This is a genomic window from Micromonospora sp. NPDC005707 (genome assembly GCF_040631005.1).
Classification (GTDB): domain Bacteria; phylum Actinomycetota; class Actinomycetes; order Mycobacteriales; family Micromonosporaceae; genus Micromonospora.
On record NZ_JBEXYR010000003.1, the window covers coordinates 432,512 to 455,825 of the forward strand.

The 23,314-nt window shown below is 75.8% G+C and carries 22 protein-coding genes and 1 pseudogene; 9 read left to right on the plus strand and 14 right to left on the minus strand.

Features of this window, described 5'->3' with window-relative positions:
• Positions 1 to 77: 77 nt before the first annotated feature.
• The 4 genes from ABZ452_RS07205 to ABZ452_RS07220 all read left to right on the plus strand — a co-directional run bounded on the left by ABZ452_RS07205 (position 78) and on the right by ABZ452_RS07220 (position 5,040).
• Positions 78 to 1,718 carry a glycosyl hydrolase family 18 protein gene (locus tag ABZ452_RS07205; RefSeq protein WP_357939824.1) on the plus strand — a complete coding sequence of 547 codons (1,641 nt, stop codon included), beginning with the start codon at positions 78 to 80 and terminating at the stop codon, positions 1,716 to 1,718.
• A 227-nt stretch (positions 1,719 to 1,945) separates the two neighbouring features.
• Complete coding sequence (locus ABZ452_RS07210) at positions 1,946 to 2,440, plus strand: hypothetical protein (RefSeq protein ID WP_357939826.1); 495 nt, start codon at positions 1,946 to 1,948, stop codon at positions 2,438 to 2,440.
• Between the two features lie 114 nt (positions 2,441 to 2,554).
• Positions 2,555 to 3,961 (plus strand): class II 3-deoxy-7-phosphoheptulonate synthase, encoded by a 1,407-nt coding sequence (locus ABZ452_RS07215; protein WP_357939828.1) that lies wholly within the window; start codon positions 2,555 to 2,557, stop codon positions 3,959 to 3,961.
• 104 nt (positions 3,962 to 4,065) lie between these two features.
• Positions 4,066 to 5,040, plus strand: a complete 975-nt coding sequence (locus tag ABZ452_RS07220; RefSeq protein ID WP_357940071.1) for a GntG family PLP-dependent aldolase — start codon at positions 4,066 to 4,068, stop codon at positions 5,038 to 5,040.
• A gap of 117 nt (positions 5,041 to 5,157) precedes the next feature.
• Here ABZ452_RS07220 and ABZ452_RS07225 read toward each other — a convergent pair whose 3' ends face one another.
• Together ABZ452_RS07225 and pknB are read right to left on the minus strand one after the other, a co-directional pair.
• Entirely contained in the window at positions 5,158 to 6,021 is an 864-nt protein-coding gene (locus tag ABZ452_RS07225; protein WP_357940073.1) for a deoxyribonuclease IV, read from the minus strand.
• 11 nt (positions 6,022 to 6,032) lie between these two features.
• On the minus strand, positions 6,033 to 8,015 hold the full coding sequence (gene pknB / locus ABZ452_RS07230; protein ID WP_357939830.1) for a Stk1 family PASTA domain-containing Ser/Thr kinase: 1,983 nt from the start codon (positions 8,013 to 8,015) through the stop codon (positions 6,033 to 6,035).
• 188 nt (positions 8,016 to 8,203) lie between these two features.
• On the opposite strand from pknB, the gene ABZ452_RS07235 reads away from it, so the two are divergent.
• A complete protein-coding gene (locus ABZ452_RS07235) occupies positions 8,204 to 8,551 on the plus strand; it encodes an Rv2175c family DNA-binding protein (protein WP_262282591.1) in 348 nt (115 codons plus the stop codon).
• A 180-nt stretch (positions 8,552 to 8,731) separates the two neighbouring features.
• On the opposite strand, the gene ABZ452_RS07240 is transcribed toward ABZ452_RS07235, so the two are convergent.
• Together ABZ452_RS07240 and ABZ452_RS07245 are read right to left on the minus strand one after the other, a co-directional pair.
• Positions 8,732 to 9,814 carry a polyprenyl synthetase family protein gene (locus tag ABZ452_RS07240; protein WP_357940075.1) on the minus strand — a complete coding sequence of 361 codons (1,083 nt, stop codon included), beginning with the start codon at positions 9,812 to 9,814 and terminating at the stop codon, positions 8,732 to 8,734.
• Between the two features lie 258 nt (positions 9,815 to 10,072).
• Positions 10,073 to 10,297 (minus strand): annotated as a pseudogene (locus tag ABZ452_RS07245) (helix-turn-helix domain-containing protein); the annotation flags it as partial.
• A 229-nt stretch (positions 10,298 to 10,526) separates the two neighbouring features.
• On the opposite strand from ABZ452_RS07245, the gene metF reads away from it, so the two are divergent.
• A complete protein-coding gene (metF, locus tag ABZ452_RS07250) occupies positions 10,527 to 11,444 on the plus strand; it encodes a methylenetetrahydrofolate reductase [NAD(P)H] (protein WP_357939832.1) in 918 nt (305 codons plus the stop codon).
• 44 nt (positions 11,445 to 11,488) lie between these two features.
• Positions 11,489 to 12,178, plus strand: a complete 690-nt coding sequence (locus ABZ452_RS07255) for a CDP-alcohol phosphatidyltransferase family protein (protein WP_357939834.1) — start codon at positions 11,489 to 11,491, stop codon at positions 12,176 to 12,178.
• Positions 12,179 to 12,196: 18 nt separating this feature from the next.
• Here the strand turns inward: ABZ452_RS07255 and crtI are convergent, their stop codons facing one another.
• The 7 genes from crtI to ABZ452_RS07290 all read right to left on the minus strand — a co-directional run bounded on the left by crtI (position 12,197) and on the right by ABZ452_RS07290 (position 18,253).
• Positions 12,197 to 13,684: a phytoene desaturase family protein gene (gene crtI, locus ABZ452_RS07260; RefSeq protein WP_357939836.1), complete on the minus strand. Its 1,488-nt coding sequence runs from the start codon at positions 13,682 to 13,684 to the stop codon at positions 12,197 to 12,199.
• Positions 13,685 to 13,695: 11 nt separating this feature from the next.
• Positions 13,696 to 14,823, minus strand: a complete 1,128-nt coding sequence (locus ABZ452_RS07265) for a glycosyltransferase family A protein (RefSeq protein WP_357939838.1) — start codon at positions 14,821 to 14,823, stop codon at positions 13,696 to 13,698.
• Complete coding sequence (locus ABZ452_RS07270) at positions 14,820 to 15,632, minus strand: carotenoid biosynthesis protein (protein WP_357939840.1); 813 nt, start codon at positions 15,630 to 15,632, stop codon at positions 14,820 to 14,822. The genes ABZ452_RS07265 and ABZ452_RS07270 overlap by 4 nt, the downstream gene beginning before the upstream one ends.
• A complete protein-coding gene (locus tag ABZ452_RS07275; RefSeq protein WP_357939842.1) occupies positions 15,629 to 16,207 on the minus strand; it encodes a GNAT family N-acetyltransferase in 579 nt (192 codons plus the stop codon). Before ABZ452_RS07275 ends, ABZ452_RS07270 begins: the two co-directional genes overlap by 4 nt.
• Positions 16,204 to 16,935, minus strand: coding sequence for a monooxygenase (locus ABZ452_RS07280; protein WP_357939844.1), 732 nt, complete (start codon positions 16,933 to 16,935; stop codon positions 16,204 to 16,206). Before ABZ452_RS07280 ends, ABZ452_RS07275 begins: the two co-directional genes overlap by 4 nt.
• On the minus strand, positions 16,932 to 17,420 hold the full coding sequence (locus ABZ452_RS07285) for a YbaK/EbsC family protein (RefSeq protein ID WP_357939846.1): 489 nt from the start codon (positions 17,418 to 17,420) through the stop codon (positions 16,932 to 16,934). Before ABZ452_RS07285 ends, ABZ452_RS07280 begins: the two co-directional genes overlap by 4 nt.
• Positions 17,421 to 17,527: 107 nt before the next feature.
• The gene (locus tag ABZ452_RS07290; RefSeq protein WP_357939848.1) at positions 17,528 to 18,253 is read right to left on the minus strand and encodes a TetR/AcrR family transcriptional regulator C-terminal domain-containing protein; all 726 of its coding nucleotides are present in this window, start codon (positions 18,251 to 18,253) and stop codon (positions 17,528 to 17,530) included.
• Positions 18,254 to 18,329: 76 nt separating this feature from the next.
• On the opposite strand from ABZ452_RS07290, the gene ABZ452_RS07295 reads away from it, so the two are divergent.
• Entirely contained in the window at positions 18,330 to 19,520 is a 1,191-nt protein-coding gene (locus ABZ452_RS07295) for an FAD-dependent monooxygenase (RefSeq protein ID WP_357939850.1), read from the plus strand.
• Here the strand turns inward: ABZ452_RS07295 and ABZ452_RS07300 are convergent.
• Genes ABZ452_RS07300 through ABZ452_RS07310 form a run of 3 tightly spaced genes read right to left on the minus strand, consistent with a single transcriptional unit; the run spans position 19,502 to position 22,232 of the window.
• Positions 19,502 to 20,302 carry an FAD:protein FMN transferase gene (locus ABZ452_RS07300; protein ID WP_357939852.1) on the minus strand — a complete coding sequence of 267 codons (801 nt, stop codon included), beginning with the start codon at positions 20,300 to 20,302 and terminating at the stop codon, positions 19,502 to 19,504. The genes ABZ452_RS07295 and ABZ452_RS07300 overlap by 19 nt on opposite strands.
• A gap of 8 nt (positions 20,303 to 20,310) precedes the next feature.
• Positions 20,311 to 20,814 (minus strand): FMN-binding protein, encoded by a 504-nt coding sequence (locus tag ABZ452_RS07305; RefSeq protein ID WP_357939854.1) that lies wholly within the window; start codon positions 20,812 to 20,814, stop codon positions 20,311 to 20,313.
• A 20-nt stretch (positions 20,815 to 20,834) separates the two neighbouring features.
• The gene (locus ABZ452_RS07310; protein WP_357939856.1) at positions 20,835 to 22,232 is read right to left on the minus strand and encodes a ferredoxin reductase family protein; all 1,398 of its coding nucleotides are present in this window, start codon (positions 22,230 to 22,232) and stop codon (positions 20,835 to 20,837) included.
• Between the two features lie 501 nt (positions 22,233 to 22,733).
• Between ABZ452_RS07310 and ABZ452_RS07315 the strand changes: the two genes are divergently transcribed.
• Complete coding sequence (locus ABZ452_RS07315; RefSeq protein WP_357939858.1) at positions 22,734 to 23,237, plus strand: SAV_6107 family HEPN domain-containing protein; 504 nt, start codon at positions 22,734 to 22,736, stop codon at positions 23,235 to 23,237.
• Positions 23,238 to 23,314: the final 77 nt, after the last annotated feature.

The following is a 23,314-nucleotide window of genomic DNA, read 5'->3' on the forward strand; positions in this document are numbered from 1 at the left end:
TTGACGAAGTGGTGACGCGTGAGTAGCGTCTCAGCATCCAATCTGGAAAGTTTCCTAACTGTTTGGGGAGACGCCGTATGAAGACATCGCTCCGCCGGGCCCTCTGGGCCACCGGCGCCGTGGTCGCGCTCGCGGTCGCGGCGGTGCCGATGGCGACCGCCTCCGCCGCGGGCAGCGTCACCGCCACGTTCACCAAGGTGCAGGACTGGGGGACCGGTCACGAGGCGAAGGTGACCGTCACCAACGGCACGAGCGCCAGCGTCGCCACCTGGCGCATCGAGTTCGACCTGCCCGCGGGCACCACCATCAGCAGCTCCTGGGACGCCGACGTCACCAGCAGCGGCAACCACTACGTGGCGGTCAAGAAGAGCTGGGCCGGCCCGCTCGCCCCGGGCGCCAGCTTCAGCTGGGGCTACAACGGCACCGGGGCGTACAAGGCTCCGCTGAACTGCACGGTCAACGGCGCCTCCTGCTCCGGCGGCGGCACTCCTCCGACGACGACCCCGCCCACCACGACGCCGCCGACCACCACCCCGCCCACCACGACGCCGCCCACGACCACCCCGCCGACCACGACGCCGCCCACCACCACCCCGCCGACCGGGGGCAAGAAGGTGGTCGGCTACTTCGCCGAGTGGGGCGTCTACGGCCGGAACTACCACGTGAAGAACATCCACACCAGCGGGTCCGCGGCCAAGCTCACCCACATCCTGTACGCCTTCGGCAACACCACGGGCGGCCGCTGCAGCATCGGCGACAGCTACGCCGACTACGACAAGGCGTACACCGCGGCGGACAGCGTCGACGGCGTGGCCGACACCTGGGACCAGCCGCTGCGCGGCAGCTTCAACCAGCTGCGCAAGCTCAAGAAGATGTACCCGAACCTGAAGGTGCTCTGGTCCTTCGGCGGCTGGACCTGGTCGGCCGGCTTCACCCAGGCCGCACAGAACCCGGCCGCGTTCGCGGACTCCTGCTACGCCCTGGTCAAGGACCCGCGCTGGGCGGACGTCTTCGACGGCATCGACGTCGACTGGGAGTACCCGAACGCCTGCGGCCTCCAGTGCGACAGCAGCGGCCCGAACGCCTTCAAGAACGTGGTCAGCGCGCTGCGGAGCAAGTTCGGCAGCAGCTTCCTGGTCACCTCGGCGATCACCGCGGACGGCAGCAACGGCGGCAAGATCGACGCGACGGACTACGCCGGCGCCGTGCCGTACCTCAACTGGCTCATGCCGATGACGTACGACTACTTCGGCGCCTTCAACGCCCAGGGGCCGACCGCGCCGCACTCCCCGCTCTACTCCTACACCGGCATCCCGCAGCAGGGCTTCTGGTCCGACGCGGCGATCCAGAAGCTCAAGTCCAAGGGCGTGCCGTCGGACAAGCTGCTGCTCGGCGTCGGCTTCTACGGCCGGGGCTGGACCGGCGTGACCCAGAGCGCCCCCGGCGGCACCGCCACCGGCCCGGCGCCCGGCACCTACGAGCAGGGCATCGAGGACTACAAGGTGCTCAAGAACAGCTGCCCGGCCACCGGGACGGTCGGCGGCACCGCCTACGCCAAGTGCGGCAGCAACTGGTGGAGCTACGACACCCCGGCGACCATCGGCGGCAAGATGACCTACGCGAAGAACCAGGGCCTCGGTGGCGCGTTCTTCTGGGAGCTCTCCGGAGACACCAGCAACGGTGAGCTCATCGGCGCCATCAAGGGCGGTCTCGGCTGAGCCGAGGGCCGACGCACCACCCACCCGGCGGGGAGGGGCCGCACCGGCCCCTCCCCGCCCGCGTGCCGCCCTGGCCGGCCGGGACGATCCGGGCGAGGATGGGACGGCCGTCGAGGAACCGGTCGCTGCCGCCGCCGGGCGGCCCGGCGGGCCGGCATCCGACGGCGTCGATGTGACAGACTCGCCGCTCGGCATGTCCCGATGTCCGCGCCGATGGAAGGGGACCGATGGGCCTGACGCACCCGAGGGCGGTGGCCGGCGCGGCCCTGCTCGCGCTCCTGCCGGTCACGCTGGCCGGCTGCGGCCTCGGCGGCGGGGACGACGCCCCGGACACCCCGGCCAGCCAGTCCCAGCGGGCGCCGGCCGAGGAGGCGGCGGCCAAGAGCCGGGAACGGGTCCAGGCGTACCTGGACGCGATGGCGGCCAAGGACGTCGACGCCGGCCGCAGCCAGCTCTGCGCGCCCATGCAGACCGCCTTCGACGCCGCGGCCACCGGGCCGAACGGCGACTTCGCCGACCACTTCACCGTCCCGCAGGCCACCATCACCGACGTCCGGTCCGGCCCGAACGGCGAGGAGGTGACCACCTCGGTCACCGTGGCCGTCGGGTCCCGCAAGGCCACCCGCTCGCTGCTGTTCACGGTCACCCGGACCGGCGCCGACTGGTGCATCGCCGGCGAGGCGCCGGGCGGCAACACCCCGGAGCCCGGGGTCACCCCCTGACCCCGCACCCGCCCCGACCTGCGGCGGTCCTGGAATGTGTCGCTGATCTCCCAACCACCGGAACCGTCCCCCTCGGCGGCGGGCGGCCCCGGCCGTCGCCGTACGCTTTCTCCCATGCGCCATGAGTGGCACCAGCTGAGTCACCCCGCCGTGGGCAGCCCGGGGCTCCAGACCAGTCGTCCGACCGCCGACTCCGCCGAGGACGCGGCCCTCGGCCTGGACCGCTGGCGGGAGCTGCCGCGCGCGCAGACCCCGCCCTGGCCGGACCAGGAGCAGGTCGCCGAGGTCTGCAAGGTGCTCGACACCGTGCCGTCCGTGGTGGCCCCCTACGAGGTCGACCAGCTCCGGCAGCGGCTGGCGCTGGTCTGCGAGGGCAAGGCGTTCTTGCTCCAGGGCGGCGACTGCGCGGAGACCTTCGCCGACAACACCGAGAGCCACCTGCTGGCCAACGCCCGCACCCTGCTCCAGATGGCGATCGTGCTGACCTACGGCGCGTCGCTGCCGGTGGTCAAGGTGGCCCGGGTCGCCGGCCAGTACACCAAGCCCCGGTCGCTGCCGACCGACGCGCGCGGCCTCCCGGCCTACCGCGGCGACATGATCAACTCGCTGGAGGCCACGCCGGAGGCGCGGGTCGCCGACCCGCAGCGCATGATCCGGGCGTACGCGAACTCGGCCGCCGCCATGAACATGCTCCGGGCGTACCTGGCCGGCGGGCTGGCCGATCTGCACGCGGTGCACGACTGGAACAAGGGCTTCGTGAAGCAGTCCCCGGCCGGCGAGCGCTACGAGGCGATCGCCCGGGAGATCGACCGCGCGCTGGCCTTCATTCGCGCCTGCGGGATGACCGACGACGAGGCGCTGCGCACCGTCACCCTCTACTGCTCCCATGAGGCGCTGGCGCTGGAGTACGACCGGGCGCTCACCCGGATCTCCGGCAACCGGGCGTACGGGCTGTCCGGGCACTTCCTCTGGATCGGCGAGCGGACCCGGCAGCTCGACGGCGCGCACCTCGACTTCATCTCCCGGATCGCCAACCCGATCGGGGTCAAGCTCGGCCCGACCACCACCCCGGACGAGGCCATCGAGCTCTGCGAGAAGCTCAACCCGGACAACGTCCCCGGCCGGCTCACCCTGATCAGCCGGATGGGCAACCACCGGGTCCGGGACGCCCTGCCCCCGATCGTCGCCAAGGTCACCGCCGCCGGCGCCAAGGTCGTCTGGCAGTGCGACCCGATGCACGGCAACACCCACGAGTCCTCGAACGGCTACAAGACCCGGCACTTCGACCGGATCGTCGACGAGGTGCTCGGCTACTTCGAGGTGCACCGCGGCCTCGAGACCCACCCGGGCGGCCTGCACGTCGAGCTGACCGGCGAGGACGTGACCGAGTGCCTCGGCGGCGCCCAGGGCATCGAGGACCTCGACCTGCCCGACCGGTACGAAACCGCCTGCGACCCGCGACTCAACACCCAGCAGTCGCTGGAGCTGGCCTTCCTCGTCGCGGAGATGCTCCGTGGCTGACGCGAGGAGCGAGCTTGCGAGCCCCGCGGTCGGCAGCCGAAAGGACAACTGTGGCTGAGCTCATTGATCTTCGCTCGGACACCGTGACCCGGCCCACCGCCGGGATGCGGGAGGCCATGGCGACCGCCGAGGTCGGCGACGACGTCTACGCGGAGGACCCGACCGTCGCCGCGCTGGAGGCCGAGGTCGCGGCGCTCTTCGGGCACGAGGCGGCGCTGTTCGCCCCGAGCGGCTCGATGGCCAACCAGATCGCCCTGCAGCTCGTCGTCCCGCCCGGTGACGAGCTGCTCTGCGACGCCGACGCGCACGTGGTCACCTACGAGATCGGCGCCGCCGCGGCCTACGGGGGGATCTCCTCGCGGACCTGGCCGGCGGTGGGCGCGGAGGTCGACCCCGAGGTGGTGGCCGGGATGGTCCGGCCGGACGGCTACTTCGCCGTGCCGACCCGGGCTGTCGCCGTCGAGCAGACCCACAACCGGGGCGGCGGCGGGGTGATCCCCCTCGCCACCCTGCGGGAGCTGCGCCGGGTCGCCGACGACCACGGGCTCGCCCTGCACTGCGACGGCGCCCGGATCTGGCACGCGCACGTCGCCGACGGTGTGCCGCTGGCCGAGTACGGCGCGCTGTTCGACACCCTCTCGGTCTGCCTCTCCAAGGGCCTCGGCGCCCCGGTCGGCTCGCTGGTGGTCGGCAGCGCCGAGAAGATCGCCCGGGCGCGGTTCGTCCGCAAGCGGATGGGTGGCGGCATGCGGCAGGTCGGCATCCTCGCGGCCGCCGGCCGGTACGCGCTCGCCAACCACGTCGAGCGGCTCGCCGAGGACCACGCCAAGGCCGCCCGGCTGGCCGAGGGGGTCGCGCCCTACGGGGTGCTCGCCACCGTGGTGCGGACCAACATCGTCCCGCTCGACCTGGCCAAGCACCCGCTCGACGCGCCCGCCCTGGCGGCCGCCGCCCGAGAGCGGGGCCTGCTGATCTCGGTGCTCGGCCCGCGTACCGCCCGCCTGGTGACCCACCTGGACGTCACCGACGACCAGATCGACAGGGCCGCCGAGATCCTGACCACCCTCCTGCGCGGCTGACCCGCCGCCCCACGGCTCGTTGATCGAGAGGTTTGCGTCGCCCGCGGCGCGGATCCCGACGCGAACTTCTTGATCAACCCCGGCTCGCGCGGGGCGCGGGCGGGGGAGGGCCCGGGGTCAGGGGTGGAGGCGCTTCAGGGTGGCTATGTCGGCGGCGTGGCCCACGTGCTTCTCCGTGGGGGTCTCCACCAGGACGGGGACGCCGGCGGTGGCGGGGTGGCGCATCAGCTCCGCGAACGCGGGCTCGCCGATGGTGCCCTTGCCGATGCTCTCGTGCCGGTCCCGCGTGGAGCCGCACAGGTCCTTCGAGTCGTTCGCGTGCACCAGCTTCAACCGGTCCGCGCCCACCGCGGTGACCAGCGCGTCCAGCGTGGCGGTCATCCCGCCCTCGGCGGCCAGGTCGTGCCCGGCCGCCCAGGCGTGGCAGGTGTCGAAGCAGACGCCCAGCATCGGGTGGCGATCCACCGCGTCCAGGTAGGGGCCCAGGTGCTCGACCCGGGAGGCCAGCGACCGGCCGCCCCCGGCGCTCGGCTCGACCAGCAGCATCGGCCCGCCGGTGGCCGCGGCCTCGTCGAGCAGCGGAAGCAGCGCCTCGCGGACCTGCACCATGGCCGCCTCGGCATGGCCCGCGTCGACGGCGCTACCGGCGTGGAACACCACGGCCTCGGCGCCGATGGCCCGGCCCCGGCGCAGCGCGTGCGCCAGGGTCTCCGCCGACCGCTCGACCGTGGCCGGGGTGGGGGAGCCGAGGTTGACCAGCAGCGAGGCGTGGATGAAGACCGGCAGGCCGCGCTCGCCGCAGCCGTCCCGGAACAGGACGTCCTGCTTCGGGTCGCCCGCCGGCAGCGCCCAGCCCCGGGAGTTGGACACGTAGACCTGCACCACCTCGGAGGCGGCCGCGTCGGCGTAGGGCAGCGCCGCCTTCGCCAGGCCGCCCGAGGTGGGGGTGTGCGAGCCGACCCGCCGCCGGGTGAGCCCCACGGTCCGCTCGCTCACAGGCAGGTCACCGTGACCGGGGTGCCCGGCGGCACCGGCGTGTTCTCGCCCGGGTTCTGGAAGCGGGCCACCCCGTTCGGGTTGAGCTGGATGTTGACCGGGAAGCCCTGGCTCTCCAGCACCTGCTTGGCCTGCTGGCACGGGAGGTCGACCACCCGGGGGACGGGCACCTGGGCGGGGCCCTTGCTGACGTCCAGCTTGACCTGGGCGCCCTTCTCCACGCCGGTGCCGTCGGCCGGGCTCTGGCCGAGGATCTCGTCCTTCGGCTTGTCGGAGTCCTTGTACGTCTCGACCGGGGTCAGCCCCAGCTGGGCGAGGGCGGTGCGGGCCTCGGCGAGGTTCTTGCCCACCAGGTTGGGCACGCTCACCGGCGCGCGACCCTTGCTCAGAACCACCGTCACCTTCGCGCCCGGTTTGACCACCGTGCCCACCTTCGGGTCGGTGGCCAGCACCACCCCGGCCGGCAGCGCGTCGTCGTAGCGGGAGCTGCCCTTGACCGGCACCAGCTTGGCGTCGGTCAGCTCGACCTGGGCCAGCGCGAAGTCCTTGCCCACCACGTCCGGCACCGGCAGCCGCTCCGGACCGAGCGACAGGGTCAGGGTGATCGTGCCGCCCTTGACGATCCGGGTGGCGGAGACCGGGTCCTGGCCCAGCACCGTGTCCTTGGGGATCTTCTCGTCGTAGCGGGGCTCGGCGTAGCGCAGGGTGAAGCCGCCCCGGGTGGCCTGCGCCACCGCGTCGGCCTTGGTCAGGCTCACCAGCTGCGGAGCGACCGTGTAGCGGCCCACCCCGAACCACCAGCCGCCCACCGCGGCCACCAGGCCGAGCACCACGGCCGCCGCGGCGACCGCCAGCCGGCCGCGGGGCGAGCCCATGATCCGGGTACGCAGCCCGGCCAGCCGGGCGCCCAGGCCCTCGTCGTCCACGGCGCGGCGGCGGTGCGTGCGCTGGCCGCCGCCCTCGGGCAGCCGGGCCCAGGCGGGGCGCTCGGCCGGGCGGACCGCCGCCACCACCATGGTGGGCTGCGCGATCACGGCCGTGTCGTCGCCGACCTGCCGCAGCACCGCGGTGTGCGAGTGGGGGTTGCCCAGCTCGTCCCGCGCGGCCTGCACCTCGGTGAGCAGCGCGCCGGCGTCGGCCGGGCGGGCGGCCGGGTCGCGCCGCGTGGCCCGGGCGACCAGCCGGTCGAGGACCGGGGGAAGCGCCGGCACGAGGGTCGACGGGGCCGGCACGTCACGGTCGACGTGCTGCCAGGCGACCTCCACCGGGCGGTCGCCGTCGTAGGGAACCCGGCCGGTGAGCATCTCGAACAGCACGATGCCGGCGGAGTAGACGTCGGTGCGCGGGTCCGCGTGACCCTGGGTGACCAGCTCCGGGGCCACGTAGGCCACGGTGGCCATGAGCTGGTTGCCGTTCTCCTCCTCGGCGCTCGCCTCGACCGCGCGGGCCAGCCCGAAGTCGGCGACCTTGACCACGCTGTCCACCAGGCTGGTGGTGCCGCCGGTGGGCGGCTCGGCGACCAGCACGTTCTCCGGCTTGACGTCGCGGTGGACCAGGCCGGCCCGGTGCGCGGCGGAGATCGCGGCGAGCATCTGCTCGGCGATGGCCAGCGCCTCGTCCGGGTTGAGCCGGCGCCGCTCGGCGAGCACGTCGCGCAGGGTGCGGCCGCGCACGTACTCCATCACCAGGTAGGGCAGGCCGGCGTGGCTGCCCTGGTCGTAGACCGCCACCACGTTGGGGTGGGTGAGCCGGGCGATGGTCTTCGCCTCGTCGGTGAAGCGCTCGACGAAGCCGGCCATCCGGGCCCGGGCCTCGGGCGCCTGGGTCGGGTGAATGATCTTGACCGCGACGGTGCGCTCCAGGCGCTCGTCGGTGGCGGTGTACACGGTCGCCATGCCGCCACGGGCCACGCGACCGCGAATGCGGTAGCGCCCGTCGATCAGCGAGCCCAGCAACGTGTCGGCGACCTGTGTGTCCATCGGCAGGCAGTCTATGTGTCGGGAGGGTGAAGGTTGAACAGGATGCTACAGCCGGCACGCGACCCGGCGGCACCGGCGCACGCCACCCGCGGGGTACGGGGTGCCGCCGACCGGCCTCGCCGGGCACGTGGCAGGGTGGTCGGGTGACCGATTCCGTACCCGCCGAGAGCGCCACCACCGGGGCCGACCTGCCCGGACCGACCGACCCGGCCGGCTGGCTGACCCTGCCGGACGTGGCCGAGCGCCTCGACCTGTCGATCAGCAAGGTGCACCAGATGATCCGCGACCGGGAGCTGCTCGCGGTGCGCCGCGACGGCGTCCGCCGGATCCCGGCCGACCTGGTGGCCAACCGCACCGTGCTCAAGCACCTGCCCGGCGTGCTCAACCTGCTCGCCGACGCCGGGTACGACGACGAGGAGGCGCTGCGCTGGCTCTACCAGCCCGATCCCACCCTCGCCGGCACCACCCCGGCCGCCACCCTCGCCGGCGACCAGGCCCGCGAGGTCAAGCGCCGCGCCCAGGCCCTGGGCTTCTAACCCCCGCCTCCCCCCGGGGCCGGGCCGGGGCCGGGCCGGGGCCGGGCCGGGGCCGGGCCACCTCCGCTGATCATGAAGTTGTTGCCACGACACGCCGGAGAAAAGGGCAACAACTTCATGATCGACCGGGCTTGGGGGGCGCGGGCCGCGCGAGGGCCCCGAGGGCCGGGGCGGGTGGGGTCAGTCGGTGCGGCGGGTGGCGGCTATGGCCAGGTCGACCAGGGACTGGCGGGCCTCGGTTTCCAGGTCGACCGCCGTCAGGGCCGCCAGGGCGCTCTCGGTGAGGGCGGTAATCCGCCGCTCGGTGCGCTCCAGCGCGCCGCTCGCCGTGATCAGCTCGCGCAGGCGGGCCACCCCGGCGGCGTCCAGCCCGGGGTCGCCGAGGCCGCCGAGCAGCAGCTCCCGGCCGGCGTCGTCGAGCGCCTCGAGGGCCGCGGCCACCAGGTACGTCCGCTTGCCCTCGCGCAGGTCGTCGCCGGCCGGCTTGCCGGTGCGCTCCGGATCGCCGAACACCCCCAGCACGTCGTCGCGGAGCTGGAACGCCTCGCCCAGCGGCAGCCCGTACGCCGAGTAGGCCGCGTGCACCTCGGCCGGGGCGTCGGCCAGCGCGGCGCCGAGCAGCAACGGCCGCTCGACGGTGTACTTCGCCGACTTGTAGCGGGCCACCTTGCCGGCCCGTTCGAGCGAGGTGTCCCCGGTGGCCTGGGTGAGCACGTCCAGGTACTGCCCGACGGTCACCTCGGTGCGCATCTCGTCGAAGACCGGCCGGGCCCGGGCCACCGTGCGCGGGTCCAGGCCGGCGGAGTGCAGCAGCTCGTCGGACCAGACCAGGCAGAGGTCGCCCAGCAGGATGGCCGCCGCGTCGCCGAACCCGTCCGGGTCGCCGCTCCAGCCGGCCGCGCGGTGCCGGGCGGCGAACCGCCGGTGCATCGCCGGCTCGCCCCGGCGGGTGTCCGAGCGGTCCATGAGGTCGTCGTGGATCAGCGCGCTGGCCTGCACGAACTCCAGGGCGGCCAGGGCGGCGACCACCTGGTCGGAGTCGACCCCGCCGGCGCCCCGGTAGCCCCAGTAGCCGAAGGCCGGGCGCAGTCGCTTCCCGCCGCCCAGCACGAACGCCTCGATCGCCTCGGCGACGGGCACCAGGCCGTCGTCGAGGGTGGTCAGCCAGCCGCGCTGGCCGGCGAGGAACTCGGTGAGGGCCTTGTCGATCCGCTGGCGCAGGCCGGCGCGGTCGACGGGGGACACGGGAGCAGCGTGGGTCACCCGCACGACGCTAGCCGGTCCCCGCCGGTCGCGCCCTACCCCCGCCCCGGCGTGCCGCGCGCGACGTGGGCCGGGCTCGGCCCGCCGGCGCCGCCCGGGGGCCGCCCGCCGGCTCGACCGGACGGCGAGGGCGGGCCGCCCCGGACGGCCTGCGCCGTCCCGGCCAGCGTGCGGGCGGGACGCCCCGGACGGTCCGGCGTCGCGCCGGCCGGCACCGCCCCGGGCCGGGCGGCTGCGCGCGGCGGCCTCGGCGAGCAGTTCGCCCGGCACGCCGAGGACCACCGCCAGCCAGCCGGACCAGAAGTCGCCGGGGAGCCGGCGCTGCCGCTCCCACCGGGACACCTCGTGCCGGGTGAGGGTCGGCACGCCGGCGGCGGCGCACAGCTCGGCGGCGACCCGCTGCTGGCTCCAGCCGCGGGTGGTCCGCAGCTCGGCCAGGAGCGGCCCGAGCGGGCGCGGGCCGGGTGGCGGGGACGGGATCATCGGGTCCTCCCGAGGCGACGGCGCGGGCGGCGACGCGGACGCCCGGCAGTGCCGGGCCGGCGCGTGGCCGATCGTGGCGACCCCCGCGCGGGCCCCCCGGGACCGGCCACCGGCCGGCCCCACCGCGCTGTCCCCCTTCCTACCCCCGGGGTACGACGCCGCGCCGCCCTCGTGTTCGCGGGCTGGGAAGATCCTGGGTCGGCCCGGACCCGCCGGTTACAGTCGGTCCGTGGCGCTCGGTCTTCCCTCGGTCCTCCCCAATCCCCAACCGGCCATCGGGGAGCTGATCCGTGCCGGCCGTCCCACGTTCTCCTTCGAGTTCTTCCCCCCGAAGACCCCGCAGGGGGAGCGCCTGCTCTGGCAGGCCATCCGCGAGCTGGAGTCGCTGCGCCCCTCGTTCGTCTCGATCACCTACGGCGCGGGCGGCTCGACCCGGGACACCACGGTCGCGGTGACCGAGCGGATCGCCACCGAGACGACCCTGCTGCCGATGGCGCACCTCACGGCGGTCGACCACTCGGTCGCCGAGCTGCGGCACGTCATCGGCCGGCTGGCCTCGGTGGGGGTGCGCAACGTGCTGGCCGTGCGCGGCGACCCGCCCGGCAACCCGGGCGGCGAGTGGGTCCGGCACCCGGAGGGCGTGCGGTACGCCGAGGAGCTGGTCCGGCTGGTGCGGGACGCCGGCGACTTCAGCGTCGGGGTGGCCGCGTTCCCCTACAAGCACCCGCGCTCGCCCGACGTGGCCAGCGACACCGCGCACTTCGTCCGCAAGTGCCGGGCCGGCGCCGAGTTCGCGATCACCCAGATGTTCTTCGACGCCGACGACTACCTGCGGCTGCGCGACCGGGTGGCTGCCGCCGGCTGCGACACCCCGATCCTGGCCGGGGTGATGCCGGTGACCCAGCTGGGCACCATCGAGCGGTCCGTGCAGCTCTCCGGCGCGCCCTTCCCGCCGGCCCTCGCGGAGCGGTTCGCCGCGGTGGCCGACGACCCGGAGGCGGTCCGCCGGCTCGGCATCGAGCAGGCGAGCGAGATGTGCGCGAAGCTGCTGGACGAGGGCGTGCCGGGGATCCACTTCATCACTCTCAACCGGTCCACGGCCACCCGGGAGGTCTGGCAGCGCCTGCGCGCCGACGCGCGGGTGTGAGCACCCGGCCCACGACACCGCCGCCGCCCTTCTACGGTTGATCCGTGGTGGGCACACAGCTGAACTGGGACCAGTACGCGACCGCGTGGGCGCGTCTGCACGGCGGCTTCGATCCCCGGGTGGCCGCGCCGGTGGTCCGCGCCTGGCTGCGCTTCGCCTACCACGTGGGCTACATCCTGGGCCGGCTGCGGGTCGGCCCCACCCCGGTGACCGTGGTGGGCGTGCTGCTCTGCGTCTGCGTACCCCTGCTGGTGGGGCGGGCGGGCGACGGGCCGTTCCTGGGCGCGCTGTTCGTGCTGCTGGCGGCCGTGGCGGACAGCGTCGACGGCGCCGTGGCGGTGGCGACCAACCGCACCACCCGGCTCGGCTACGTCTACGACTCGGTGGCCGACCGGCTCGGCGAGGCCGCCTGGCTGACCGCGTTCTGGCTGCTGGGCGCGCCCGGCGCGCTGGTCGCCGCGGCCGGTGGGCTGTCCTGGCTGCACGAGTACGTGCGGGCGCGGGCGGTCTCGGCCGGGATGCGGGAGATCGGGGCGGTGACCGTGGGGGAGCGGCCCACCCGGGTGTGCGTGGCCCTGGTCGGGCTGGTGGTCGCGGGGCTCACCGGGCTGATCGACACCGACCTGACCTCCGGCACCATCACCATGGCCACCACGGTCTGGGTGCTGCTGGCCGGCTTCGGCCTCGGCCAGCTGCTCTCCGCCGTCCGCCGCGCCCTGGTCGACGCGGGCTGATCCCCGGCCGGGCGCGCCTTACCAGGCCGGGCCGATGGCGTCGGCGACGATCTCCGCGGACAGCGTGACCATGGGGAGGCCGCCGCCGGGGTGGCTGGAGCCGCCGACCAGCCAGAGCCCGGCCACCGGGCCGCGGTTGGCCGGGCGGAGCAGGCCGCCCGCGGTGCCGTAGATCGCCCCGCCCGGCGCGCCGGTCGCCGCGTCCAGGTCGGCCGGGGTGCGGATCTCCCGGAACGCCAGCCGGTCCCGCACGTCCACGCCCCGCTCGGCGAGCACGTCGAGGATCCGGTCCGCGTACGCCTCGGCCAGCCCCGGCCGCCGCCAGTCGACCGCGCCCGCGGCGGTGCCGTGGCGGGCCGCGTTGACCAGCACGAACCACGCCTCGTGCCCGTCCGGGCGGACCGCCGGGTCGTCGGCCACGGTGACGAAGACGGTCGGGTCGGGTGCGGGACGGGCCCGGACGCCCCGCCCCGGGTCCCCGAAGACCGCGTCGAACTCGGCGTCGTGGTCGCGGGGGAAGAAGACGGTGTGGTGGGCCAACCCGGAGTCGCCGCGGACGCCCAGGAGCAGCACGAACCCGGCCAGGCTGCGGTCGGTGAGCGCGGCCAGCCGGCGCGGGGTGGGCAGCAGGTCCCGGTAGACGGTCAGCGCGTCGACGTTGGCCACCACCACGTCGGCGGGGACGGGGGCGGCCGCCCCGGCCACGCGTACGCCGTGGACCCGGCCGCCGGCCGCGTCGATCCGGGTGACCGTGGCGCCGGTCCGCACCACGACGCCGAGGTCCAGGCAGCGCGACAGCAGCGCGTCGGCCAGGGTGCCCAGCCCGCCGCGCAGGTACCAGCCGCCGTACGCCAGTTCGGCGTAGGGGACGGCGACCAGCGCGGCCGGGGCGCGGCGCGGGTCGGCGCCGGTGTACGTGGCGTAGCGGTCCAGCAGCATCCGCAGCCGCGGGTCGGACAGGTGCCGGCGACCGAGCCCGCGCAGGGTGCGGCCGGGGCCGATGGCGGCGAGGTCGCCCAGCCGCCAGGCCAGCCCGGCCAGGTCCCGGGGGGAGTCGACGGCGCGGCGCAGCACGTCCCGGTGCGAGGCCGCCCACACCCGGCCGGCCCGCCGCCAGAGCCGCTGCCAGTCGGCGGCGGCCCGGTCGCCGAACGCCGCGCCGACGCGGGCGGTGAACTCGGCCGGGTCGGCGCAGGAGTCCAGGGTGGGACCGTCGCCGGGGAAGACGTGCCGGACGATCGGGTCCAGCGGCACGAGGTCCAGGTATTCGTCGAGCTTCGCGCCGGTCGCCTCGAACAGGTCGTGGAACACCTGGGGCAGGGTGACCAGGCTCGGCCCGGTGTCGAAGAGCCACGACCGCTCGGGGGTGTCGTGCCGGTGCCGGCCCAGCTTCCCGCCGACCGTGTCGGCCCGTTCGAGGACGGTGACCTCGTGCCCGGTGACCGCCAGCCGGGCGGCGGCGGCGAGCCCGCCCACGCCGGCGCCGATGACCACGATCCGCGCCATGCCGCCCCCTCCTAGCCGACCGGGCGACCCCGCCAGGTGAGCCGGCGTCGCTTCCGCAGATGGTACGACCGCAGGGTCAGCCAACCGAGGACCACGACCGACACGGGGTGTGCCAGCGCGTCGGGCCACGCCCGGCCGCCGGTGGCGCGGGCGCTGACCGCCCGCCCGGCGACGCCGAGCAGGTAGGCGGCCAGCGCGAGCCCGGCCGGCACCGGCGCGCCGGCCAGCAGGGCACCGGCCGCGACCAGCGGGGGAGCGGTGTAGAGCAGGAGCAGCAGGGCGACCACCACCGCGGCGGCGGCCGGGTGCCCGAAGGAGGCCCAGAGCGACTTGGTGTAGCCGTCGCGCAGCTGCGGCCAGTTGTCGTACATCCGGCAGGTGGCCAGCCGGGAGCCGTCGGCCAGGGCGATCCGGCCGCCGGACCGCTTCACCGCCCGGGCCAGCTCGATGTCCTCCAGGACCCGGTCGGCGACCGCGGCGTGCCCGCCGGCCCGCAGGTAGCCGGCCCGGTCCACGACCAGGAACTGCCCGCCGGCCGCCGCGAGCGACGGCCGCGGCGAGCGTTCCATGGCGCGCAGCGGCAGGAAGGTCAGCCACAACCACTGCAGCAGCGGCTGCACCAGCCGGTCGGCCGCCGTCCGCACCACGATCCGGGGGTACGGCGACAGCAGCGTCGCGCCCGCCGCGCGCAACCCGGTCACCGCCGCGGCGACCGCGTACGGGGTGAGGACCACGTCGGCGTCGACGAAGGCCAGCACGGTGGGGGCCGGATCGGTGCGGGTGGCGAGCTGCCAGCAGGCGTGCGGCTTGCCCAGCCAGCCGGGCGGCGGGGCGACCCCGGTGAGCAGGGTGACCCGGGGGTCGCCCCCGGCCACCGTGCGCACCACGTCGGCGGTGCCGTCGGTCGAGCCGTCGTCGAGCACCACGATCCGCAGCTCCGGCACGCCGCGCTGGGCCAGCAGCGCCCGCAGGCACGGGGTGACCCGGTCGGCCTCGTCGCGCAGCGGCAGCAGCACCGCCACGGCCTCGGTGACCTCGACCGGGCCGGCGCCGGGGCGGCGCAGCCAGGCGGTGGCGTTGACGACGGTGTGCGCGGTGAGCACGGCGACCGCCGCGGCCAGGACCAGCGCGGGAATCATGCCGGCGCGTCGACGCGCGGGGCCGGCTCGGCCACCCCGCCGCCGGCCCGGTGCCGGCGGGCGCGCAGCAGCGTCACCGCGAGCGGCATGGCGGCCACCGCCATCCCGGCCGCGCCCCAGGCCGCCGAGGCGGGCAGCCGGAGGAAGACCGCGTGCGCCAGCACGCTGGAGGCGTACGTCCACAGGTAGAGCGCGAACATCGGCGCGTCCCGGGCGTCGGTGCGGTCGACGGCCGGCCCGGCGAGCGGGCGCAGCGCGGCCGTCAGCAGCACCGCGAAGAGCAGCCAGCCGAGGTAGTTGCTGACCGGGATGCCGGGCAGGCCGGGCAGGGCCGGGGTGGCGTCCCGCCAGCGCCAGTAGCCCTCGGTGACCATCTGCGGGTCGAGGAAGAGGTCCCAGGCGGCCAGCCCGACCGCGGCGAGGGCGATCCGGCCGGGGCGGGAACGGGTGAGGCGGACCGCGGCGAGCCAGGCCGGCCAGGCCATCCAGGTCCAGGCCAGCGGGATGACCAGCGGCACCCCGGCCAGCTTCGGGCCCAGCTCGCCGGAGTAGTCGTAGCTGCCGAACGGGAAGCCGGTGGCCACGCCCAGCGCCTCGATCGCGAAGCCGCCGCCGGTGGCCACGGCGACCAGCGCGAGCGCGGTGCGCGTACCCCGGGTGAGCAGGGCGTGCCCGACGGAGAGCAACCAGCCGAGCCCGACGGTGGCCACGGTCAGCCCGGCCCGGGTCGCGCCGCCGGTGAGCGGGTAGCAGATCTGGGCCAGGACCATGACGGCCAGCAGCGCCCAGGGCAGCCGGCCCCGGGTCATGGTTTGTCCGGTGCGGGGGCTCCGCCCCGGCCGGGTGGGGGCAGCGGCAGGTCCCGGCCGAGCACGCCGAACGGCCGCTCGTCGCCGGGGAAGTGGAAGTGGCGCAGGATGTCGACGAAGCCGAACCGGCGGTAGAGCCGCCAGGCCCGGGACTTCTGCTCGTCGGCCTCCGGCGTGGAGAGCAGGGTGGTGCTCCCCTCGGCCATGGTGAGCAGCGCGCGCAGCTGGCCGGCGCCCAGGCCGTGCCCCTGCGCGGGCGGGCGGACGTGCAGCTCGACCACCTCGAAGCAGTGGGTCAGCCAGCGCTGCCGGGCGTCGGCGTCCAGAGCGCGGTGCACCTGGTCGTGCCACCACTGGCCGGCGGCACCGAGGTAGCCGTACCCGAAGCCGGCCAGGTGTCCCTCGGTGGTCAGGCTGGCGACGGCGCGGAAGCCGGGCCGGCGGACGTGGGTGGCGATGTAGCCGCGCCGGGCCTCCAGCAGGTCGGCGCGGTAGCCCATCGCCTCGCCGTAGACGGCCACCACGTCGTCCAGCCGCCGGACCAGATCGTCCGGCGTCCACCGCACCAACCTCATGCGTTCCCTCTCGCCGTTTCCGGGCCGCTCTCGGGGGCGGCCCACCCCAGCACCGCGCGGTCACCGACCACGTCGACCACCGCGAACCGCGCGAACAGTTCCTCCGCGTACCAGCCCTCGGTGGGGGTGCGGGTGATCGCGGCCCGGTGCTCCGGGTGACGGTACGCGAACGCGACGAGGTCCGCCGTGTCGCGCCACACGCTCACCGTGCCCTGCCAGCCCAGCGGGGCCTCGCCGACGCCGAACCGGGCGAGCAGCCCGGGCGCGGCGTGCAGGGCGGCGGCGACCGGCGGGACGGCCCGCCAGAAGGTGGCCGCCCGGCGGGCCCGCAGCCGGGCCCGGGTCAGCGCCAGCACCGGCCCGGCGACCCGGCCGCCGGACGGCTCGCCGAACGGCCGGCGGCCGGACCACTCGCCCCGGCTGGTCAGCGGGCGCAGCTCCACCCGGACGCCGGCCCGGGCGAGCCGGGCCCAGGAGCGGCCGACCGGGGAGGCGTCGAAGCCGGCCGCCGCGGCGGGCGAGTCCCACACCACGAGGGCGGCCCACCGGGTCAGGTCGGCGTCGCCGGGACCGAAACCGGTGCCGGTCCCGGTGCCGAGCAGCTTGGCGAACCGGACGCCGGGCAGCCGGCGCAGCCGCGCCGGGTGGGCCGCCATCCGGGCCAGCGCCCGGGGGACGGCCGTGCGGGGGATCCGCCACACGTGCAGCGTGACGAGGTCCGGGGTCACGCCACCTCGTGCGGGGTGCCGGAGGTGAGTCGCAGCAGCTCCGCGTGCGTGGTGGGGAAGACCGCCCGCGGCACGCCGCCGGCCGCCCACACCTCGTCGTACGCCGCCAGCGCGGTGTCCACGAGGGTGCGCAGCGGCTGCGGGTGGCCGATCGGGGCGACCCCGCCGATCACCTGCCCGGTGTGCCGCTTGACGAACTCCGGGGTGGCCCGGCGCAGGTGGGTGACCCCGAGGGAGGCGGCCAGCCCGGCGGTGTCCACCCGGTGCGCGCCGGAGGTGAGCACCAGCAGGGGCGCGTCGTCGGCGTCGAAGACGAGCGAGTTGGCGATGGCGCCGACGCCGACGCCGAGCGCCTCGGCCGCCGCGGCGGCGGTGTGCACGGCCTCGGGCAGCAGGCGGACCTGGCTCGGGCCGCCGGAGCCGTCCCGCGCGCCCGCGTCGTCGAGCGCCCGCTGCACCGCCTGCACGTTCGGGTGTGGCTGCATGCCGTTCATTCTCCCCACCGCGCCCTCCTCACCGCGTCCGGTCCCACCGCCGGGCGCGTCGATCATGAAGTTGTTGTCGCGACACGCCGCTCCGGGTCGCGACAACTTCATGATCGACGGGCCGAGCGGGTGGTGATGAGCGCGTCGATGCCGTCGAGGATCCGCGCCAGGCCGAAGTCGAGGGCCGCGTCGGGGGCCTCCAGGTCGGTGTCGCGCAGGGCGGCGTCCAGCGCCGGGAACCGCTCCTCCCGGCCGCGGATCAGGACGCCGAAGGCGGCCTCCCGGCCCGCGCCGGGCGCGTCGTCGGGCGCCGCGTGCTGGGCCAGGTTGCGGGCGTGCCCGACCAGGAGCACCGCGACGTCGAGCTGCTCGCCGCCGGTCAGCCCGGTGCCGGCGAGGGCGGCGACGACCCGTTCCAGCCAGGCCAGCTCGTTGGGGCCGGGCAGCCGGGGGCCGGCGGTCGCCGCCTGGGCCCACGGGTGCCGGCGGAACCGGTCGAAGAGCTGCCGGGCCCAGTCGTCGAGCTGGCCGCGCCAGTCGGCCCCGGCGGGCGGTGGGGGCGGCTCGCCGACCGCCGTCTCCAGCATGAGCGCCACCAGTTCGGCGCGGCCGGGCACGTACCGGTAGAGCGCCATCTTGGTGACGTCCAACGACTCGGCGACCCGCTGCATGGTCAGCCCGTCGAGCCCGTCGGTGTCGGCGATGGCGATGCCGGCGCGGGCGATCGCAGCGAGGGTGAGGGTGGGGCGCGGCCCGCGCCGGGGGGCGGTCGGAGTCCCCCACAGCAGCTCGAACAGCCGGCCCTGGTCGACGCCACCGGTCTCCACGGTCACCCCTCTTGTCCTCGGCTCAAAACTGTGTCTAGAGTACTCTGTATCCGAGGGACACAGTTTAGAACCGGGGGAAGACATGCCCACTCCACTTCGCGGTTTCCGCGTGCTCGTCTCCGGCGCCGGGGTGGCCGGCCCGGCGGTCGCCTGGTGGCTGACCCGGCACGGGGCCGAGGTCACCGTCGTCGAGGCCGCGCCCGCGCTGCGGACCAGCGGCTTCGCGGTCGACTTCCGCGGCCCGACCCACCTCGGCGTGCTCGCCGCCATGGGCGTGCTCGACGAGTTGCGCGCGGTGCAGACCCACGCCGGCGCCATGAGCCGGGTGGACGAGCACGACCGGGAGATCTTCCGGCTGCCGGCCGAGTTCGCCGGCGGCGAGCTGGAGGTCCTCCGCCGGGACCTGTCCCGGATCCTCTACGAGCGCGGCGCCGACCGCGTCGGGTACGTGTTCGGCGACCGGATCACCGCGCTCACCGAGACCGCCGACGGCGTGCGGGTCGACCTCGCCCGGGGCGCCTCCCGCACCGTCGACCTGGTGGTCGGGGCGGACGGGCTGCACTCCGGCGTGCGGCGGCTCGCGTTCGGGCCCGAGTCCGCGTATGTCCGCCACCTCGGCTACCACCTGGCCGGCTGGGACGTGCCCGACGACGGCGGCTTCGACACCGTGCCCCGGCAGTACAACGTGCCCGGCCGGATGGCCAGCGTGGCCGCCGACCAGCGCGAGCCGGGCCGGGCGGGCGCCCTCGTCGTGTTCGCCTCGCCCCGGCAGGACCACGAGCGGCTCGACCTCGACCGGCAGAAGGCGTTGATCACCGACGCCTTCGCCGGGCTGGGCTGGCACGTGCCCCGGCTGCTCGCCGGGCTGCGCGCCGCGCCCGAGCTCTACTTCGACGCGATCGCCCGGGTCAGCGTGCCCCACTGGCACGCCGGCCGGGCGGTGCTGCTCGGCGACGCGGCCTGGGGGGTGACCCTCGGCGGGATGGGGGTCGGCACCGGGCTGGTCGGGGCGTACGTGCTCGCTGGTGAGCTGGCCCTGGCCGGCGGCGACCAGCGGGTGGCGCTGCCCGCGTACGAGCGGCGGATGCGGGGCTACGCCGGCCGGTGGCAGCGCGGCGCCAGCCCCGGGCACTTCCTCGCCCCGGCCACCGGCTGGGGGCTGTGGCTGCGGGACCGGCTGCTGGCCACCCGGCCGGTCCAGTCGATGCTGGTCCGCAGCACCGGCTCGCTGGCCACCGAGGCCGACCTGCCCGACTACGCGGCGCGGGTCTGAGCCGCCGGCCGGGAGCCGGGCCAGTCCGGGGTGGTCCGGATCCCGCCGGTGGCGTCCACCAGCAGGGCCGCGTACCCGTCCAGGGTGGCCAGCCAGTCGATCGCGTCCGCGCCGCGGGCGACGGCCGCGGTGGCGTACACGTCGGCCCACAGCAGCTCGGGGCCGACCACGGTGACCGACCGGACGGCCTCGGCCGGCCGCCCGGCGCGCGGGTCGGTGATGTGCGCGCCGCGCCGCGCGGTGCCGGACGTGGCGACGGCGCCGTGCGGGCGTTCGACGACGTCGAGCAGCCGCTCGGGGCGCTCCGGGTCCTCGATCCCGACCCGCCAGGCCGGCCGGCCCGGCGCGGTACGCAGCAGCACGTCCCCGCCGGCGTTGAGGCACAGGTCGTGGTCGGGCAGCGCCAGCCGGCGCGCCGCCCGCTCCACCGCCCATCCCTTGACCAGGCCGGACGGGTCGAAGCCGGTGCCCCCGCCGGGCAGCGGCAGCCGCCGGGCGTCGAACCACCCGCCGGTGCGGACGCGGGCCGCCTCGCAGCGCTCGACCACCTCGCGCACCAGCGGATCCGCGGCGGCCGGATCGGGCATCGCCCCGCCGAGCCGGCCCAGCACGCTGTCCGGCCGGTACGTGCTGAACGTCGCGTCCACGTCGCGCAGCTCGGCGAAGACCCGCGCCACCCGCTCGGCCACCGCGTCGGTGCGCACCCCGGGGCCGCGCAGGTGCACGCTCACCGGCAGCCCCATCACCTGCGCCACCCAGGCGCGCCGGTCCGGTTCGGTCACGGTCCCGCTCACTTCAGGTGCGCCGCGTCGATCGCGGACTGGAGGGACTCGCGGTAGCCGTCGCTGGTGACGGTGGCCCCGGAGACCGTGTCGATCCGCGCGCTCTGCGCGGTCAGGGTCTCCTGCCGCAGGATCGGCACGGCGTAGTCGTTGATCTCCTGGTCCCGGTGGTTGCCGTCGGGCACCTGCACCGCGGTGACGTGGGTGATCTTCCCGCCGGAGACGGTGATCTCCACCTGCACCGGCCCCCACCGGGTCTGCGCCACCGACCCGGTGGCCGTGCCGCTGCCGCCGCTGACCCGGCCGCCGCCGCTGTCGTCGCCGCCGCTGTCGTTGCCGGTCGAGGAGCCGGCGCCGTCGCTCGCGCCGCGCCAGGTGCTGCCGGTCGAGCCGTCCGCGCCCGAGGTGATCGCGCTGCTCTCCCCACCCGTGCCCATGGTGCTGGTCCGGTAGCTGAACAGCAGCACCAGCGCCGCCACGGTGGAGAGCAGCCAGCCGGTGATCCGTCGCACGGATCCTCCCTTCGTGCCTGTCACCAGGCGAAACGTTCGTGATGGACGTGCGCGTCGGGGACCCCCGCCGCACGGATCGCGGCGCGGGCGGCGTCGACCCAGCCGTCCGGTCCGCAGAGGAAGACGTCGTGGCCGGCGACGCCGGGGGAGAGCCGGCGCAGCGCCTCCGCGTCGGAGAGCCCCTCGGCGTAGGCCGGCAGCCAGGACGGGCGCGCCGCCCGGGGGCCGACGAGGTGGTGCACGACCAGCCCGCGCTCGGCGGCGAGCCGGTCCAGCTCCGCCCGGAAGGCCAGGTCGTCGGGGGTACGCGCGCGGTAGAGCAGCACCGCCCGGCCGGGCGCGTACGGCAGCTCCCAGAGCAGCGCCAGCAGCGGGGTGATGCCGACCCCGCAGGCCAGCATGGTGATCCCGCCGCCGCGCCAGTGCTCCCCGGTGAGCCGCCCGTACGGCCCCTCGACGAGCACCCGCGTGCCGGGGCGCAGGGCGGCCACCCGGGCGCTGCCGTCGCCCAGGTCCTTGACCGTGATCCGCATGAGGTCGCCGTTCGGCGGCGCGGACAGCGAGTACGGGTGGGCCCGGGACCAGCCGGGGCCGTCCAGGAACCGCCAGAGCAGGAACTGTCCGGCCCGGACGGGCAGCCGGTGCAGGTCGCGCCCGCGCAGCCAGACCGAGGTGATCCCGGGCGCCTCGGGGACCACGGCGGCCACCTCGATCCGGTGCCGCAGGGAACGCCAGGCGGGCAGCCCGAGCCGCCAGACCAGCACGCTGGCCAGCGCCAGCAGGTAGACGGTCCACCAGTAGGCGCGCGCCAGCGGCGAGGCGACGAAGTCCGCGCCGGTCCAGAGCTGGTGCGGCAGCGCCAGCGCCACGCCCAGGTACGCGTACAGGTGCAGCAGGTGCCAGGACTCGTAGCGCAGCCGGCGCCGGGCCGCGCGGACCGAGGTCACCACCACGAGCACCAGCAGGGCCAGCGCCGCGGTGGCCAGCAGCATCCCCGGGTACGTGACGACGAGGTCCCAGGTCTCGGCGAGCACCCCCCGGCGGGCGGTGCCGGCGTACCCGAGGACGGTCAGCAGCACGTGCGCCAGGAGCAGGTGGAACGAGGTGAAGCCGGTGAGCCGGTGCCAGCGGGCGATCCGGTCCTGGCCGAAGCGCCGCTCGATCAGCGGCACCCGGGCCATGAGCACCACCTGGACGAGCATCAGGTCGGCGCTGACCAGGCCGGCGAGCCGGCCGAGCGAGGTGAGGCCGGTGGCCCCGCCGCCCAGCAGTTCCTGCACGCCGCGGTCCGCGGTCCAGAGCGCGGTGACCACGAGCAGGCTGAGCGCCGCGGCGCTGGCGGCCACGTCGGCCCACCAGGCGGGGGCCGCCGGCAGGGCCCGGCGCGGGGTCCGCCGGCCGGCGACGGCGGCGGTCACCGGGGGTTCTTCTCGGTACGGCTGGCGTTCATGTCGTCAACCCTGGAGCCCGGAGTTCGGCGGCTCCTTTGCCGATGCTGTGCGCGCCCTGAGAATCCGCCGTCTTCCCCGGCGCGTCACACGTTGCGTTTTCGTCGGAGGGGGGGTGTACTGTCAGAGCAGTTAGAACGAGTGTTCGATTCAGTCGTACGCTCGTTCCAACGTCCGGGAGCGGTGTTTCGCGGCTCCGGCTCCCGGGAGGTGCGGTTCCGCGGACCGCACCGGGCTCCGGACAGTCGCGAGTCCGGACCCGTCAAGGCAGGATCGTCGCCCGCCGCCCACGACCCCCGGGCGGCGGGCGACGGACCCGCCGGTACGCCGGCCGGGTGTGGTGTGGGGAAGCGTCCACACCCGGCCGGCCCCACCGGGTGCGTCTTCCTCCGCACCGCCCGTTCCGGGCATCCCGGGCGACGGATCCCCGTCGCGCGGCCGCCCCGCCCCGGCCCACGCGGAGGAGAGACCATGTCGACCAGTCCGGCCCAGGCGCCCACGGTGCCCGCGCACGTGCTGCCGCACCGCACCCCCGCCCAGCTGCTCGTGGTGGCCCGCCACGGCCTGGCCGAGGCAGCCCGGACCCGCCCCGACGGCCTCCGGTACGCCGCCGCCCACCTCGCCGCGCTGCGCGCCGCCGCCGCCCTGCTGGCCGCCCGCGCCCGCCCCGCACCCACCCGGCGCAACCGGATCACCAGCGTCTGGGTGCTGCTCGCCGCCGTCGCCCCCGAGCTGGACGAGTGGGCCGCCTACTTCGCCGCCGGGGCCAGCAAGCGGGCCGCCGCCGAGGCCGGCATCCCCCGGGTGGTCACCGCCCGGGAGGCCGACGACCTGCTCCGCGCCGCCGAGGAGTTCGTGACCGTGGTGGAGACCGCGCTCGGCCTGGCCCACCAACCGGCGCTCGACGGGCTGCACAGGCCGCTCGGTCGCGGCGGGCCTGACGCCACGCCGCGACCCGGAGCAGCCGCCGCCTGAGTCGTGGCGCCCGGCCACCACCGGCGGGACCCCGGGTGGCCGGGCGCCACTCCCGGCGCCGGCGAGCACGCCGCGCC